Here is a 15250-nt window from a genome sequence, read left to right as displayed (position 1 = left end):
TTCGCCGCGATCATCATCGTGGATCGCGGGCCCCTCCCACAAACTTGCGTCTGCAGACCGGGCATCCGGGACATTGCGCCGGGCATCCGGGCCTAGGAGGGCGCTGAAGATCTTGGCCGGATCAGCGAGCGGCGGCTGGTGCGTGCAGCTGCAAGGCGCCGGGATGCCCTCGATGGGGGTCCCCCCGCTCGAGCGCAGCCGAGAGTGGGGGAGGAGCTACTAGGGCATGTCGGCAACGCGGCAGATGTGCGTGCCAGGCGTCGGGAGCCCGGCCAAGATCTTCAGCGCCCTCCTGGGCATAGGGTGGGCGACCATGACATGGCTGATCACCGGCGGTGCCGGTTACATCGGGGCACATGTGGCGAGGGCCATGACCGAGGCCGGTGAGCGCGCCCTCGTCCTGGACGACCTGTCGGCCGGGGTGCCCGCGCGGCTGCCGGCCGGTGTTCCGCTCGTGCACGGGTCGTCGCTGGACGCGGGCCTGCTGAAGCGGGTGTGCGCGGAGCACGCGGTGTCCGGGGTGGTGCACCTGGCCGCGCGCAAGCAGGTGGCCGAGTCCGTGGCCCGGCCGACTCATTACTACCGGGAGAACGTCGGTGGTCTCGCCACGCTCCTGGAGGCGGTCGCCGAGGCCGGGATCCGGCGTTTCCTGTTCTCCTCCTCGGCCGCCGTGTACGGCAGCCCCGACGTGGACCTGATCACGGAGGAGACTCCGTGCGCCCCGGTGAACCCGTACGGCGAGACCAAGCTGGCCGGGGAGTGGCTGGTGCGGGCCGCGGGCGAGGCGCACGGCATCGCGACGACGTGCCTGCGCTACTTCAACGTCGCCGGTGCCGCCGCGCCGGAACTGGCGGACACCGGGGTGTTCAACATCGTCCCGATGGTCTTCGACCGGCTCACCCGCGACGAGGCCCCGCGCATCTTCGGCGACGACTATCCGACGCCGGACGGCACCTGCGTGCGTGACTACATTCACGTCGCCGATCTGGCCGAGGCCCATCTCGCGGCGGCCCGGCGGCTGACCGGGGAGACCGCCCGCGGGGACCTGACCGTCAACATCGGCCGCGGGGAGGGCGTCTCGGTCCGCGAACTGATCACGGTGATCGGTGAGGTGAGCGGTGACCGGCGGGCACCCGTCGTCGAGGCCCGGCGCCCCGGGGACGCGCCCCGGGCGGTCGCCTCGGCCGCCCGGGCCGCCGAGGTGCTCGGCTGGACGGCTCGGCGCGGGGTGACGGAGATGGTCGAGTCGGCGTGGCGGGGTTGGCTGCTGCGGCACGGCCTCGGTCCCGCCGCACGACTCTGACCTGCATAGCGTTTCCGCAGGTCACGGCACATGACAACGGTGTTCAGTGCCGCGTTGCCGGATACCCCCCACCCGTAGTTCACTGTCATCCCGGACGGAAGACCCGGACGGAACACAGGAGGCGTTTTTCATGGGGGCTGGGCACGATCACGGACACACGCACGGCCCGCCGGCCGGCGGTACGGCCACCGCGGCGTACCGCGGGCGGCTGCGGGTGGCACTGTCGATCACGCTCACCGTGATGGTGGTCGAGATCATCGGCGGTGTGGTCGCCGACTCGCTCGCCCTGGTCGCGGACGCGGCCCACATGGCCACGGACGCGCTGGGCCTGGGCATGGCGCTGCTGGCGATCCACTTCGCCAACCTGCCGCCGAGCGACCGGCGCACCTTCGGGTACGCCCGTGCGGAGATCCTCGCCGCGCTCGCCAACTGTCTGCTCCTGCTCGGGGTCGGTGGTTATGTGCTGTACGAGGCGATCCAGCGGTTCGTCACCCCCGCCGCCACCGAGGGCGGACTGACCATCGTGTTCGGCCTGATCGGTCTGGTCGCGAACATGATCTCGCTCACGCTGCTGATGCGCGGTCAGAAGGACAGCCTGAACGTGCGCGGCGCGTTCCTCGAGGTCGCGGCGGACGCGCTGGGCTCGCTCGCGGTGCTGGTCTCGGCCGTGGTGATCCTCACCACGGGCTGGCAGGCGGCCGACCCGATCGCCTCGCTGCTGATCGGTCTGATGATCGTCCCGCGCACCTTCAAGCTGCTGCGCGAGACCCTCGACGTCCTGTTGGAGGCCGCCCCCAAGGGCGTCGACATCGCGGAGGTCCGGTCCCACATCCTGGCCCTGGACGGCGTCGAGGACGTCCATGACCTGCACGCTTGGACGATCACCTCCGGGATGCCGGTGCTGTCCGCGCATGTGGTGGTGCGCTCCGACGTGCTCAGCGCGATCGGCCACGAGAAGGTGCTGCACGAGCTCCAGGGCTGCCTCGGCGACCACTTCGACGTGGAGCACTGCACCTTCCAGCTGGAGCCGGTCGGGCACGCGCAGCACGAGGCCCGACTGTGCCATTGAGACGCCAGTTCGGTCGGTGCCATGCGCGTTCTGGCGGAATGCAGCGATCCGGTGCACCTGGGCGTTCCGGTGCCCGCCGCCCCGCCCCGAGCGGTTCCGTGGCCGCCGCGCCGGGCACGACCACTGCCGGGAGTGTCGGTTTCGTACGGCACACTTGGGGCGCGTAGACCGATGTGAAGGATGGGTATGCCGATCACACCTGCCACCGCGACGCACAGTCCGTCGAACGGCACCGCAGACGCGATCTTGCTGGAACTGGTCGACGAGAACGGTGTGACGATCGGCACCGCGGAGAAGCTCGCCGCACACCAGCCGCCGGGACAGCTGCACCGCGCCTTCTCCGTGTTCCTCTTCGACGAGCAGGGCCGGCTGCTGCTCCAGCAGCGGGCGCACGGCAAGTACCACTCCCCCGGTGTGTGGTCCAACACCTGCTGCGGGCACCCCTATCCCGGCGAGGCACCCTTCGCGGCGGCGGCCCGGCGGACGTACGAGGAGCTCGGGGTCTCCCCGTCGCTGCTCGCCGAGGCCGGCACGGTCCGCTACAACCACCCGGATCCGGACTCCGGCCTGGTGGAACAGGAGTACAACCACCTCTTCGTCGGGCTGGTGCAGTCCGCACCGCGGCCGGACCCGGAGGAGGTCGGCGAGACCGCCTTCGTGACCCCCGCCGAGTTGGCCGAGCGGCACGCGAAGGACACCTTCTCGTCCTGGTTCATGACCGTCCTGGACGCGGCCCGGCCGGCGGTCAGGGAGCTGACGGGACCGTCCGCCGGCTGGTGACCTGGCCCTACGGCAGGCGCGTGGGCCGCAGCGGCAGCGCGGCCCAGATCACCTTGCCGCCGTTCGCGGTGTGCTCCACGTCGCACACCCCGCCTGCCTCCCGGGTGATCTCGCGCACGAGCAGCAGGCCACGGCCACCGGTGCGAGCGTGGTCGGTCTCCAGGGCGGTCGGCCGGTAGGGGTGGTTGTCCTCCACGGACACCCGCAGCCACTCGGCGGCGATGGCGATCTCCACGGCGAGTGTCGGCGACAGCAGCGCCGCGTGCCGCACGGCGTTGGTGACCAGCTCCGAGACGATCAGCAGCACACCCTGCGCCAGGTCCTCCGAGACCGGCACGTCCTGGCGGTGCAGCAGGTCCCGTACGGCGTGCCGGGCCTGCGGGACGGAGGCGTCGACCGTCGGCGCGGTGAACCGCCACACGCCTTCGTACGGCAGCGGATCCGGCGGCCCGGGGTCGAGGGGCTCGTCCGCCCCGTCTACGGGGCGAGGGGCGGACCCGCGCCCGTGGTCGTCCATCGTCAGGTCGCCACCCTTGCGCTCGATTGTCACCACACCTCGAGTGTTGGGAACCGGCTCCCCCACCCAGAGACCTGAACAGAAGTCAGCGGGTATCGAGCGCTTTGGACCGTTGACGTACGCCATGGTCGAAGGGGGGACCACCTTTGTCCGCTGCACGCCGCCTTCGTGAACCATTCGGGTGGTACGCGTTCGGGCGACGGCCACGCCCGGCCGCTCCGCCCAGCCCTCGCCACCCTCCCCGCCGGGCCGCCCGGCCGCTGGATAGCATCCGGCGCATGGAGCCCCAGCTGCTGCACGCCGTCGCCGACTCGGTCGCCACCGTCGTCATCCACCACCCGGCCAAGCGCAACGCGATGACCGCCGAGATGTGGCGGGCCCTGCCGCCCCTGCTCGACCGGCTGGCGGCCGATCCCGACGTACGGGCGCTGGTACTGACCGGTGAGGGCGGGACGTTCTGCGCGGGTGCCGACATCTCCACCCTCCAGGGGTCGCCGCAGGAGGCGCAGGGGCTCGCGGTGCGCGCCGAGGAGGCCCTCGCGGCCTTCCCGAAGCCGACGCTGGCCGCGGTGCGCGGACACTGTGTGGGCGGTGGGTCTCAGCTGGCGGCGGCCTGCGATCTGCGGTTCGCCGAGGAGGGCGCGCTGTTCGGGGTGACACCGGCGAAGCTCGGGATCGTGTACGCGGCGTCCTCCACCCGGCGGCTGGTGTCGCTGGTGGGCCCGGCGACGACCAAGTACCTGTTGTTCTCCGGGGAGTTGATCGACACCGAACGGGCACTGCGCTCGGGCCTGGTGGACGAGGCGCTGCCCGCGGGCGAACTCGGCAAGCGGGTCGCGGAGTTCACCCGCGTCCTGGTGTCCCGCTCGCAGCTGACGCAGGCCGCGGCGAAGGAGTTCGCGGACGGACGCACGGACCGGGACGCCCACTGGGCCGGGCAGGCACGCGGCAGCGGCGACACCGCCGAGGGTGTCGCCGCGTTCCTGGAACGCAGACAGCCACGCTTCACCTGGAACGTGCCCACGTCGGGTTGAGGCGGTGCGCCTCCGTCGGCCCGCCCGACCTCGCCCCGGGCCTGGAAGAGGTACCGACCGGTCGGTAACGTGCTCGTCATGACTACCGTTGCCCTGGACCCGCGTGCGGGCCGTCAGTGTCACAACGTCCTCAACACCCTGCACGCGACGTACTACTTCTCCCCCGACCTGAGCCGTGAGCTGGGCGCGGTCGGTGTCACGCACCCCCGGGCCGTCAACTTCGCGGTACGGGCGGCGGCGCTGGGTCCGGTCGGGGCGGGCGCGGTGACGGCGGCGTTCTACAACTACAAGCACGAACTGGTGGCCCGCCATGTGCCCGCGGTGTGGGAGACCGCCACGCCCGAGCAGGTCCTGGCGGCCCGCGCGCGTGCCGTCGACACGACGCTGCGTCGCCTGCTGGGCGAGGAGACGGTCGCGTCGGCGGAGATGGCGGAGGCCGCCCGCCTGGCCCTGCGCGCGGCCGAGGCCTGCTCGCGCTCCGCCCGCCCGCTGTACTCCGCGCACGCCGACCTGCCGGTGCCGAAGGAGCCGCACCTGGCGTACTGGCACGCGGCCACCCTGCTGCGCGAACACCGGGGCGACGGGCACCTCGCGGTTCTGGTGTCCGCCGAGCTCGACGGTCTGGAGGCCGTGGTCACGCACACGGCGACCGGCAAGGGGATTTCGCCGAAGTGGGTGTTCGACACCCGTGGCTGGACCCGGGAGGAGTGGGACGCCACGGTCGGGCGGCTGCGCGGGCGCGGCCTGCTCGACGAGGACGGCGAGCTGACCGAGCGGGGGATCGCGCTGCGCGAGGAGATCGAGCGGGAGACGGACCGGCTGGACCGCGCCCCGTACGAGCACCTGGGCGCGGACGGCGTGGCACGCCTGACCGAGCTCGGCGCGGGTTTCGCGCGCGCAGCGCTCACCTCCGGAGCCTTCCCGGCGGATCTGCGCGGCAAGCGCTGATCATTTTGGTCACGGCCGGCAAGCATGCCTGCCCGTCCGCGAGGTACTCGTCCTTCTCCCCGGTCATGGTGGCCGGGGCGAAGGAAAGGGGAGACTCGTGTTCCGTGCCATCGCAGACGTACTGCGCCAGATCGGTGGGGCCATCGCCACCGTCGTGACGCTGCCCTTCCGGGCGCTCGCCCGCCTCTTCGGCGGCGCGTCGAGCTCGGCCCGCGGCAGCAGGGCCTGAGCCGGACGTCCGCCGGGCCCGCGGCGACGCGCCGCGGGCGGCGGCCCGCCGGGAAAGTGCCCTGATCCCCGAGTGTCGGTGCCACCTGCCACAATTGCCGCGCAACCTCAGTGGAGAAGGCGGTACGGGATCGTGACGACACCCGGGTCCATCGAAGTAGGGTCCATCGAAGGCAGGATCGCCGAGGAACTCGGCGTACGGGAGCGGCAGGTCAAGGCTGCCGTGGAGCTGCTCGACGGCGGTTCCACGGTCCCCTTCATCGCCCGCTACCGCAAGGAAGCGACCGAGATGCTCGACGACGCGCAGCTGCGCACGCTCGAGGAGCGGCTGCGCTATCTGCGGGAGCTGGAGGAGCGGCGGGCGGCGATCCTGGAATCGGTGCGCGAGCAGGGCAAGCTCACCGATGAGCTGGAGGCGCGGATCCGGGGTGCCGAGACCAAGGCACGCCTGGAGGACATCTACCTGCCGTTCAAGCCGAAGCGGCGCACCAAGGCGCAGATCGCGCGCGAGGCGGGCCTGGAGCCGCTGGCCGAGGGGCTGCTCGGCGATCCGAGTGTGGACCCGCTGGCCGCGGCCGCCGCGTTCGTCGACGCCGACAAGGGCGTGGCCGATCCGCAGGCCGCCCTCGACGGTGCCCGGTCGATCCTCACCGAGCGGTTCTCCGAGGACGCCGACCTGATCGGCGAGCTGCGCGAACGCATGTGGGTGCGCGGGCGGCTGGCCGCCAAGGTCCGGGACGGCAAGGAGGAGGCGGGCGCCAAGTTCGCCGACTACTTCGACTTCGCCGAACCGTTCACCGAGTTGCCCTCGCACCGCGTCCTGGCGATGCTGCGCGGTGAGAAGGAGGAGGTCCTCGATCTCGTCCTGGAGCCGGAGGAACCCTCCGAGCAGCCCGGCCCGTCCTCGTACGAACAGATGGTCGCGCACCGTTTCGGCATCGCCGACCGGGGCCGTCCCGCCGACAAGTGGCTCAAGGACACCGTCCGGTGGGCCTGGCGCACCCGGCTCCTCGTGCACCTGGGCATCGACCTCAGGCTGCGGCTGCGCACGGCCGCCGAGGACGAGGCGGTGAACGTCTTCGCGGCGAACCTGCGCGACCTGCTGCTCGCCGCACCGGCCGGCACCCGCGCGACGCTGGGCCTGGACCCCGGGTTCCGTACGGGCGTGAAGGTCGCCGTCGTCGACGCGACCGGCAAGGTGGTCGCGACGGACGTCATCCACCCGCACGTCCCGGCGAACCGGTGGGACGAGGCGATCGCCAAGCTGGCGCGGCTGGCGAAGGAACACGCGGTCGAGCTGATCGCGATCGGCAACGGCACGGCGTCCCGCGAGACCGACAAGCTCGCCGGTGAACTGATCACCAAACACCCGGAGTTGAAGCTCACCAAGGTGATGGTGTCCGAGGCGGGCGCGTCCGTGTACTCGGCGTCCGCGTTCGCCTCGCAGGAGCTGCCCGACATGGACGTGTCGCTGCGCGGCGCCGTGTCGATCGCGCGCCGGCTCCAGGACCCGCTGGCCGAGCTGGTGAAGATCGACCCGAAGTCGATCGGGGTCGGCCAGTACCAGCACGACCTGTCCGAGGTGAAGCTGTCGCGTTCGCTGGACGCGGTGGTGGAGGACTGTGTGAACGGCGTCGGGGTCGACGTCAACACGGCCTCGGCCCCCCTGCTGTCCCGGGTCTCCGGCATCACCTCCGGGCTCGCCGAGAACATCGTGGCGCACCGCGACGCCAACGGGCCCTTCAAGTCCCGCACGCAGCTGAAGGGCGTGGCGCGGCTGGGCCCGAAGGCGTACGAGCAGTGCGCGGGCTTCCTGAGGATCCGCGGCGGCGACGACCCGCTCGACGCGTCCAGCGTGCACCCGGAGGCGTATCCGGTGGTGCGGCGGATGGTGAAGACGTCCGGACAGGAGGTCGCCTCGCTCGTCGGCAACACCGGTGTGCTGCGTTCGCTGAAGCCGCAGGAGTTCGTGGACGACACCTTCGGTCTGCCGACCGTGACGGACATCCTCAAGGAGCTGGAGAAGCCGGGACGCGACCCGCGGCCCGCGTTCAAGACGGCCACCTTCAAGGACGGTGTGGAGAAGATCTCCGACCTGTCCCCCGGGATGATCCTGGAGGGCGTGGTCACGAACGTGGCGGCCTTCGGGGCGTTCATCGACGTCGGCGTCCACCAGGACGGTCTGGCGCACGTCTCCGCGCTGTCCAAGACGTTCGTCAAGGATCCGCGGGACGTGGTGAAGCCGGGCGACATCGTCAAGGTGAAGGTCCTCGACGTCGACATCCCGCGCAAGCGGATCTCGCTGACGCTGCGGCTCGAGGACGAGGCGGCCGGGCAGGACCGGCAGCAGGGCTCGGGCGGCGAGCGGCGGCAGCGGGGCGGACGTCCTCCGCAGCAGCGGCAGAACCGCGGTGGCGGCGGTGGCAACGGTTCGCGTCAGGCGCCGCCGCCCGCCAACAGCGCGATGGCCGACGCGCTGCGCCGCGCGGGACTCACCGATCCTGGCAAGGGCAGGCGCTGAGCGCCGTCCCACCAAGGTCAGGCGCTGAGCGCCCGGGCCCGGACCGTCCGGCGACGCCGGGTCCGGGCCCGGTGTGCTCGTAGGGTGACGTCATGTCGATCTCACGCGTCATCACCTGGGACGTCACCGCGAGCAGGGGCTACGAGACCGCCTGGGTCGAGCTCGACGGGGACAGGCTGCGGGCCCACGGGCGTGCCGTCGGGACGACCCCGGAGCCCTACTGGATCTCGTACACGCTCGACACCGCCGCAGGTTTCGTGACCCGTCGGCTGCGCGTGACCGCGGAGACGGCCTCCGGCACTCGTACTCTCGACCTGCGGCACGACGGCGAGGGCCGGTGGACCGCCGACGGGGAACGGCCGGCCGACGTGGACGGCGCTCTCGACTGCGATCTGGGCCTGTGTCCGCTCACCAACACCATGCCGGTGCTGCGTCACGGGCTCCATCTCGCCCCGGGCGAGCGCGAGTTCCTGATGGCCTGGGTGTCCGTGCCGGACCTGACCGTGCACGCGTCACCGCAGACGTACACGCATCTCGGGCGGACGGAACTCGGCGGGCGGATCCGCTTCGTCTCCGGCGACTTCCGCAGCGACGTCGAGTTCGACGCGGACGGGTACGTCGTCGACTACCCGGCGTTGGCGCGTCGCCTGGCCACCCCGTAGGTCAGCGCTCCGTCACCTTGCCCGCCGCCACCTCCAGGCGCCGCGTGGTGCGGACCGCGTCGAGCATCCGGCGGTCGTGGGTCACCAGGAGCAGCGTGCCCTCGTACGAGTCGAGCGCCGACTCCAGTTGTTCGATGGCCGGCAGGTCGAGGTGGTTGGTCGGCTCGTCGAGGACCAGGAGGTTGACGCCGCGTCCCTGCAACAGGGCCAGTGCGGCCCGGGTGCGTTCGCCCGGGGAGAGGGTCGAGGCCGGGCGCAGGACGTGCTCCGCCTTGAGGCCGAACTTGGCCAGGAGGGTGCGGACCTCGGCCGGTTCGGTGTCCGGGACGGCCGCGCCGAACGCGTCCAGCAGGGACTCCGAGCCGTGGAACAGCTTCCTGGCCTGGTCGACCTCGCCGACCAGGACCCCGGAGCCGAGGGCGGCGGAGCCGGCGTCCACCGGGACGCGGCCCAGCAGGGCGCCCAGCAGGGTGGACTTGCCCGAGCCGTTGGCGCCGGTCACCGCGATCCGGTCCGCCCAGTCGATCTGCAGGGACACCGGCCCGAGCACGAAGTCGCCGCGCCGCACCTCGGCGTCCCGCAGGGTCGCGACGACCGCGCCGGACCGCGGGGCCGCCGCGATCTCCATGCGCAGTTCCCACTCCTTGCGGGGCTCCTCGACCACGTCGAGGCGCTCGATCATGCGCTGTGTCTGCCGGGCCTTCGCGGCCTGTTTCTCGCTGGCCTCGCTGCGGAACTTGCGGCCGATCTTGTCGTTGTCGTTGCTCGCCTTGCGCCGGGCGTTCTTGACGCCCTTGTCCATCCAGGAACGCTGCATCTGGGCGCGCCCTTCGAGCGCGGACCGCTTGTCGGCGTACTCCTCGTAGTCCTCACGGGCGTGCCGGCGCGCCACGTCCCGCTCCTCCAGATAGCCCTCGTAGCCGCCGCCGTACAGGGTGATCTGCTGCTGCGCCAGGTCGAGTTCGAGGACCTTGGTGACCGTGCGGGTGAGGAACTCCCGGTCGTGGCTGACCACGACGGTGCCGGCGCGCAGGCCGCTCACGAAGCGTTCGAGGCGCTCCAGGCCGTCCAGGTCGAGGTCGTTGGTCGGTTCGTCGAGGAGGAAGACGTCGTAGCGGGACAGGAGCAGCGAGGCCAGTCCGGCTCGTGCGGCCTGACCGCCGGACAGGGACGTCATCGGCTGGTCCAGGTCCACGGTCAGGCCGAGCGAACCGGCGACCTCCTCGGCCCGCTCGTCCAGGTCGGCGCCGCCGAGGCCGAGCCACCGCTCCAGGCTCGTGGCGTACGCGTCGTCCGCGCCCGGTGCCCCGTCGACGAGGGCCTGGGTGGCCTCGTCCATCACCTGCTGGGCCTCGGCCACGCCGGTGCGGCGGGCGAGGAAGTCCCGCACGGTCTCCCCCGGTCGGCGTTCCGGCTCCTGCGGAAGATGGCCGACGGTCGCCGTCGGCGGGGACAGCCTGAGCTCGCCCTCCTCCGGTGCGGTCAGCCCGGCGAGCAGCCTGAGCAGGGTGGACTTGCCGGCGCCGTTGGCTCCGACCAGACCGATCACGTCGCCGGGCGCGACGACGAGGTCGAGCCCGGCGAACAGGGAGCGGTCGCCGTGCCCGGCGGTGAGGTTCTTGGCGACGAGAGTGGCAGTCATCAGACCGCCGATCCTAATGGGCGGCGTCGCCGGTCCGCGCCCGGTCACCCGTGCGCCATCGCCTCCACCAGCACACTCCCCGAGGTCCGCGCCACCACGAACGACTCACCCTTCACCGCCTTGGGGTCCAGGGCGATGCGGTGGCGGCCCGGTTCCAGGACGCCGTCGAAGAGCTCGTGGGTGTGGGTGCGGTTGAGGCGGTCGAGGCGGTAGGCGGTGAGGCGGACCCGGCACGGTGAGGTGACCTCGACGCCCGCCTCGCCGTCGGCGGCGACCAGGCGGGTGAGGCGGCGCCGCTCCGTCGGGCTGCGGTCCAGGGCGTGCTCGATCTGGGCGACGAGGAGCGGCACGATCGGGGCGAGGCCGTCGACGTAGGCGACCTCGACGCCGGCCTGGTCGAAGGAGTGGCGTACGGCGGCCCGTTCCTCCTGAGTGATCCCGCGGCCGAAGGCGACGGCGCCGTAGGCACGCAGTTCCTCGGCGGGGACGTCGTGTGCGTCGCGGGTGATGTCGGCGCCGATGCCGATGGTGCGCAGCGCGGCGGCGAGCTTGGCCGGCAGCGCGACGCGGGCGCCGATCAGCAGGACCCGGCGGCGGTGCGCGGCGGGTGCGGTCCCGTCCAGCAGGGCGGCCAGCGCCGAGCGGTACTCGGCGCCGTCGAAGCGGAACGGGCCGATGCCGTGATAGCCGTTGAGCTCCAGGTCGGCGCGCTGGTCCGTCTGCCAGGCGAAGTCCCGCCAGACGACGTCGTCGCCGTCGTGTTCGATCACCGCGGTGACGGCGCCGCACGCCAGGTCCTCGCACTCGGGGCAGCCGTAGACGATGTAGCGGCCGTCGGGCAGCGGCGCGCCGGTCTCCAGGAGCAGGCTGCGGACCTGGGCGGTGAAGATCGCGGGTGGGACGTCGGAGGCGAGCGGGGAGACGGCGTCGAGGTCGGAGAGCTGGAAGAGCAGCGGGCGTCCGTCGACGATGAAGTCCACGAAGTCGCGGTGTACCTGGTAGCCCCCGTCGGCGAGGACCCCACCGGCACGCATCGCCGGTGCCAGGCCGAAGGTCGCGTATGCGGCAGACATGCTGTGAGTATCCCCAGAGTGGGGCCAATATGAGCACTGCATGACATATTCCGCTGTTGCCTCGGCGTGGTGGTGCCCCGGGGATGTGCCCGGGAGGCGGCGGAACGGGCCGCCTCCCGGCTCGCGTAGGGCCCGTGGGCCGGGTTCAGCAGTCGGTGACCGCCTCGCCGACCGTGAGGTGGTAGGGGGCGCGTTCGTCGAGCAGCAGCGGGACGAGGGCGCGCGCGGACTGGTGGAGCGGGACGTAGGTGCCCTTCGTCCGCACTCCGTGCAGGGCGAGTTCGTCCCGCACCTCGGCGTACTGGTCGGCGGTGAGCCGGTAGCCGCAGGGCGGGTCCTGGATCACCTCGGCCGGTTCTGGCGGGTCGTTGTCGGCGCCGCCGACGTAGACCGGTCCGGCGTCGGCGTGACCGGCGCGGCGGGCCGAGTCGGTCACCGCCTCGATCCGGGCCCGGCGCGCGTCGGTGAACCGCACCAGGCCTTTGAGGGCGGCCAGTTGCGAGGTGACCCGGCGCCGGTTGTTGACCGCTTCCGTGACGTCCGTGAGCGGCTCGACCCGGCTCTCGATGAGCAGTCCGACCGCGTGTTTGACGCCGGACATGTTCCGCAGGATGCGTTCCTGCCCGTCCCCGGCGACCTGCCGGATCGGCTCGCCGGTGTCGGGGTCGGTCCAGATGCCGTACGTGCCGGTCGAGTGGCCGGCGCTCTGTGCGGCCGGGCGGACGTACCCCTCGGACAGGGTTCGGGCCTCGTCGTGGACGGCCGGGTCCGTGTTGAGGTTGCGCGGCCACAGGTCGAAGAGGTCCTTGTCGTAGTACGGGGGTGTGGCGCCGTACTCGTGCAAGTCGTAGATGACGTCGGGGCGTTGGTCCCGGATGACCGCGGCCGCCGCACGCGCCTCGGCGGTCCGCAGGGCGAGGTGGTCGCGGTTGACGTCGACGCCGTCGCCGTTGCCGCGGGTGTCGGCGGCGCGGCCGTCGGGGTTGGCGGTCGGGATGACGAGCAGGGTGGTGCGTTCCAGGAACCTGCGGGTCGGGCGGTCCCTCGCGTACGCCAGGTCGCGGATGGTGGTCAGGCAGGCCTCGCGGCCGGACGGTTCGTCGCCGTGCTGACTGCACACGAGCAGCGCCTTGTTCGGGGCGTGCCGGGCGCCGATCCGGACGAGTTGGAGGGGGCGGCCCTGTTTCGTGGTCCCGATGGGGGCGACCGAGACACGTGTGCTCGCCCGGTCCACGGCGGCGAGGAAGGCCTGTTCCTCGGGCTGAGACGTCCAGTGGGCTCCGTTCGACTGCTCGAAGCCGGTACGGGGCGGTGCCTGCGTGGCGGCTGCCGGTATCGCGACCAGACCGGCGGCCAGGGCCGCGGTCGTGAGGGTCAGGGCGCGGATCATCGGCTTCCCTCCGGGACGCGGTGGGTGGCGCGCGGCACGGTCACGCCGTCGAGGGTGGTGGCCTCGGGTGCGGCGGACGCGGAGCCGGCGGTGGCGTGGGCGAAGGCGGCCGTTCCGCCGACGAACGGGACGCGGGCCGCGGTGCGGGACAGGTCGAGGGTGAGGGTGGGCCTGGTGGACGGCGGGTCGATGAGGTCCTTGTCGGTGCCGGCGATGATCAGCGCGAGGCGGTGTCCGGCCGGGACGACGTGGTCGGTGGCGCCCAGGTCGAGGGTGATGGTGTACGCCCTGCCCGGGGTGAGCGGACGGCCCTTCGCGTCGGACGCGTGGTTTCCGAGGTCGGCCCAGCCACGGCTGACGACCGTCTGGTCGACGGCGGTGGTCTTCGCCCGCGTCTCCTTGAAGCAGGCGCTGTCACCGGCGGTGCTCGCGCCCCAGCAGGTGCGGTCGGTGAGCGTGGTGATGCCCTCGCCGGCGGCCCCGTAGTCCCGGACGGTGTCGGGGCCGAGGTCCACCAGGACGGCGGACAGGTGGGCCGTGGAGGTGGTCGGGGTGGCGGTGACGGTGACCTTCGAGGACCCGGACAGGCGCAGGTCGCGGGTGAGCGGTCCGGTGGTGAAGCCCGCCTTGTCGGGGGTCGGGCTGTCGATCCGGGCGGCCCAGTCGGTCTCGCTCAGCTGCGGGTCGTCGGTGAAGGTCTCGGTGCCGGTGTCCTTGCGCAGGCCGAGCGTGCCGACGCCCTCCTGGCCGCCCTCGGCGGGGCGCAGGGTGGTGGTGCCGGTGCCGCGCGGCGGCCACGCCTTCGAGGTGACCCACTGGTCGGGGTGGCGTTCGATGTCGGCCATGGGCTCGCGGTCGATGCCGTTGTCGTAGCCGAGGAGTTCGTGGTCGAACCAGCGGTGCAGGGTGTCGACCCAGGCGGCGCGGCGGAAGTCGAACGGGTCGACATGGCCGGTCTGGGAGAGCCAGATCTTGCGCTCGACGCCGTTCTTCGCGAGTGCGTCCCACCACGGGCCGACGTGCTGCATACGGACGTTGAGGTCCTGCATGCCGTGGATGAGGAAGACGCTCGCCTTCACCTTGGAGGCGGCCTTGACGTAGTCGCGCTCGGCCCACAGCGGGGTCAGGTCACCGGTGCGCGGGGCCCCGTCGACGAGTTTCTGCTGGACGGCGGCGCACCTGGCGCGGGCGTCGGGACTGTCGACGTAGTCGGACAGCCAGTCGGGGCCGGAGTCGTAAAGGGGGGCGCCCTTGGAGAAGTAGTAGTCGTACCAGGTGGAGATGGCGCTGATCGGCACGATGGTCTTCAGGCCCTTGACGCCGGTGGCGGCCACGCCGTTGGCGATGGTGCCGTCCCAGCTCTTGCCGATCATGCCGGTTCTGCCGTTGGTCCAGGTCGCCTCGGCGCGGGTGGAGCCGGTGCGGGTGGTGTAGGCCTTGCCGCGGCCGTTCAGCCAGTCGATGACGGCCTTCGCGGACTGGATGTCGGAGCGTCCGCCGACGTCCACACAGCCGTCGGAGCGGTTGGTGCCGGCGAGGTCGACACCGACGAAGGCGTAGCCGCGGGGCACGAAGTAGTTGTCGTAGAACAGCGGTGCCTGGACGACGTTGCCCTGGGCGTCGTAGGTCTTGAGCTGGCTCTCGTTGCCGCGCCCGCAGCAGGAGTAGTACGGGCTGGCGTCCATGATCACGGGAACCTTGCGGCCCTGCTGGGCGGGTTCACGGGGGCGGACGATGTCGGCGGCGACGCGGTCGCTCCTCCCGTCGCCGTCGCCGTCGAGTCCGGTGTCCACCCAGACGGCCTCGCGGACGGCGTTGTCGTACGAGTAGACGGGTCGGCTCTCGCGCGGGGCAGGGTGGGCCACGGCCGGGGTGAGGAGGGCGGCCGTCAGGGCTGCGACGGCAACCGAGGCGAGCGATCTCCAGGTCGTGAAGCGCATGGATGTCGGCATGCGCGGGACGGTACATCGGTCAACTCCCGCGCAGAAGAGGGCAATCGCGTGCGTGTGATGCGCCAAGGGCTTCACGGACGCAAGGCGTGAGCGAGGTGCGGGTCAACGGCGTCAAGGCGTCATGACGACGA

At 71.9% G+C, this 15250-nt stretch carries 13 protein-coding genes; 8 read left to right on the top strand and 5 right to left on the bottom strand.

Translation table 11 applies throughout. The features are described from left to right. The first annotated feature begins 313 nt into the window (after positions 1-313). From galE to idi, 3 genes are all read left to right on the top strand, one after another. Positions 314-1303, top strand: a complete 990-nt coding sequence (gene galE / locus ABZ027_RS22500; RefSeq protein ID WP_356771000.1) for a UDP-glucose 4-epimerase GalE — start codon at positions 314-316, stop codon at positions 1301-1303. Positions 1304-1433: 130 nt separating this feature from the next. Further along, the gene (locus ABZ027_RS22495) at positions 1434-2372 is read left to right on the top strand and encodes a cation diffusion facilitator family transporter (protein WP_356770998.1); all 939 of its coding nucleotides are present in this window, start codon (positions 1434-1436) and stop codon (positions 2370-2372) included. A gap of 186 nt (positions 2373-2558) precedes the next feature. After that, complete coding sequence (gene idi / locus ABZ027_RS22490) at positions 2559-3152, top strand: isopentenyl-diphosphate Delta-isomerase (RefSeq protein ID WP_356770996.1); 594 nt, start codon at positions 2559-2561, stop codon at positions 3150-3152. 7 nt (positions 3153-3159) lie between these two features. Here idi and ABZ027_RS22485 read toward each other — a convergent pair whose 3' ends face one another. After that, positions 3160-3669 carry an ATP-binding protein gene (locus ABZ027_RS22485; protein WP_356771060.1) on the bottom strand — a complete coding sequence of 170 codons (510 nt, stop codon included), beginning with the start codon at positions 3667-3669 and terminating at the stop codon, positions 3160-3162. Positions 3670-3947: 278 nt separating this feature from the next. Here ABZ027_RS22485 and ABZ027_RS22480 point away from each other — a divergent pair, with 278 nt between their 5' ends. The 5 genes from ABZ027_RS22480 to ABZ027_RS22460 all read left to right on the top strand — a co-directional run bounded on the left by ABZ027_RS22480 (position 3948) and on the right by ABZ027_RS22460 (position 9062). Beyond that, positions 3948-4703: an enoyl-CoA hydratase-related protein gene (locus ABZ027_RS22480; protein ID WP_356770994.1), complete on the top strand. Its 756-nt coding sequence runs from the start codon at positions 3948-3950 to the stop codon at positions 4701-4703. 78 nt (positions 4704-4781) lie between these two features. Further along, on the top strand, positions 4782-5651 hold the full coding sequence (locus ABZ027_RS22475) for a hypothetical protein (RefSeq protein ID WP_356770992.1): 870 nt from the start codon (positions 4782-4784) through the stop codon (positions 5649-5651). 97 nt (positions 5652-5748) lie between these two features. After that, positions 5749-5880: an LPFR motif small protein gene (locus ABZ027_RS22470; RefSeq protein ID WP_014676189.1), complete on the top strand. Its 132-nt coding sequence runs from the start codon at positions 5749-5751 to the stop codon at positions 5878-5880. Between the two features lie 132 nt (positions 5881-6012). Continuing rightward, positions 6013-8400 (top strand): Tex family protein, encoded by a 2388-nt coding sequence (locus ABZ027_RS22465; protein WP_356770990.1) that lies wholly within the window; start codon positions 6013-6015, stop codon positions 8398-8400. A 92-nt stretch (positions 8401-8492) separates the two neighbouring features. Further along, entirely contained in the window at positions 8493-9062 is a 570-nt protein-coding gene (locus tag ABZ027_RS22460) for a putative glycolipid-binding domain-containing protein (RefSeq protein ID WP_356770988.1), read from the top strand. A gap of 1 nt (position 9063) precedes the next feature. Here the strand turns inward: ABZ027_RS22460 and ABZ027_RS22455 are convergent, their stop codons facing one another. From ABZ027_RS22455 to ABZ027_RS22440, 4 genes are all read right to left on the bottom strand, one after another. Further along, complete coding sequence (locus ABZ027_RS22455) at positions 9064-10704, bottom strand: ABC-F family ATP-binding cassette domain-containing protein (protein WP_356770986.1); 1641 nt, start codon at positions 10702-10704, stop codon at positions 9064-9066. Positions 10705-10748: 44 nt separating this feature from the next. Continuing rightward, entirely contained in the window at positions 10749-11777 is a 1029-nt protein-coding gene (locus ABZ027_RS22450; RefSeq protein WP_356770984.1) for an oxidoreductase, read from the bottom strand. A gap of 145 nt (positions 11778-11922) precedes the next feature. Beyond that, the gene (locus ABZ027_RS22445) at positions 11923-13167 is read right to left on the bottom strand and encodes a M14 family zinc carboxypeptidase (protein ID WP_356770982.1); all 1245 of its coding nucleotides are present in this window, start codon (positions 13165-13167) and stop codon (positions 11923-11925) included. Next, positions 13164-15119: a Xaa-Pro dipeptidyl-peptidase gene (locus tag ABZ027_RS22440; protein ID WP_356770980.1), complete on the bottom strand. Its 1956-nt coding sequence runs from the start codon at positions 15117-15119 to the stop codon at positions 13164-13166. Before ABZ027_RS22440 ends, ABZ027_RS22445 begins: the two co-directional genes overlap by 4 nt. Positions 15120-15250 lie beyond the last annotated feature (131 nt).

It is taken from the genome of Streptomyces sp. NPDC006332 (assembly GCF_040612855.1).
GTDB lineage: Bacteria > Actinomycetota > Actinomycetes > Streptomycetales > Streptomycetaceae > Streptomyces.
Note: the sequence above shows the minus strand (reverse complement) of the source record. Positions and strands in the feature narration are given on the sequence as shown.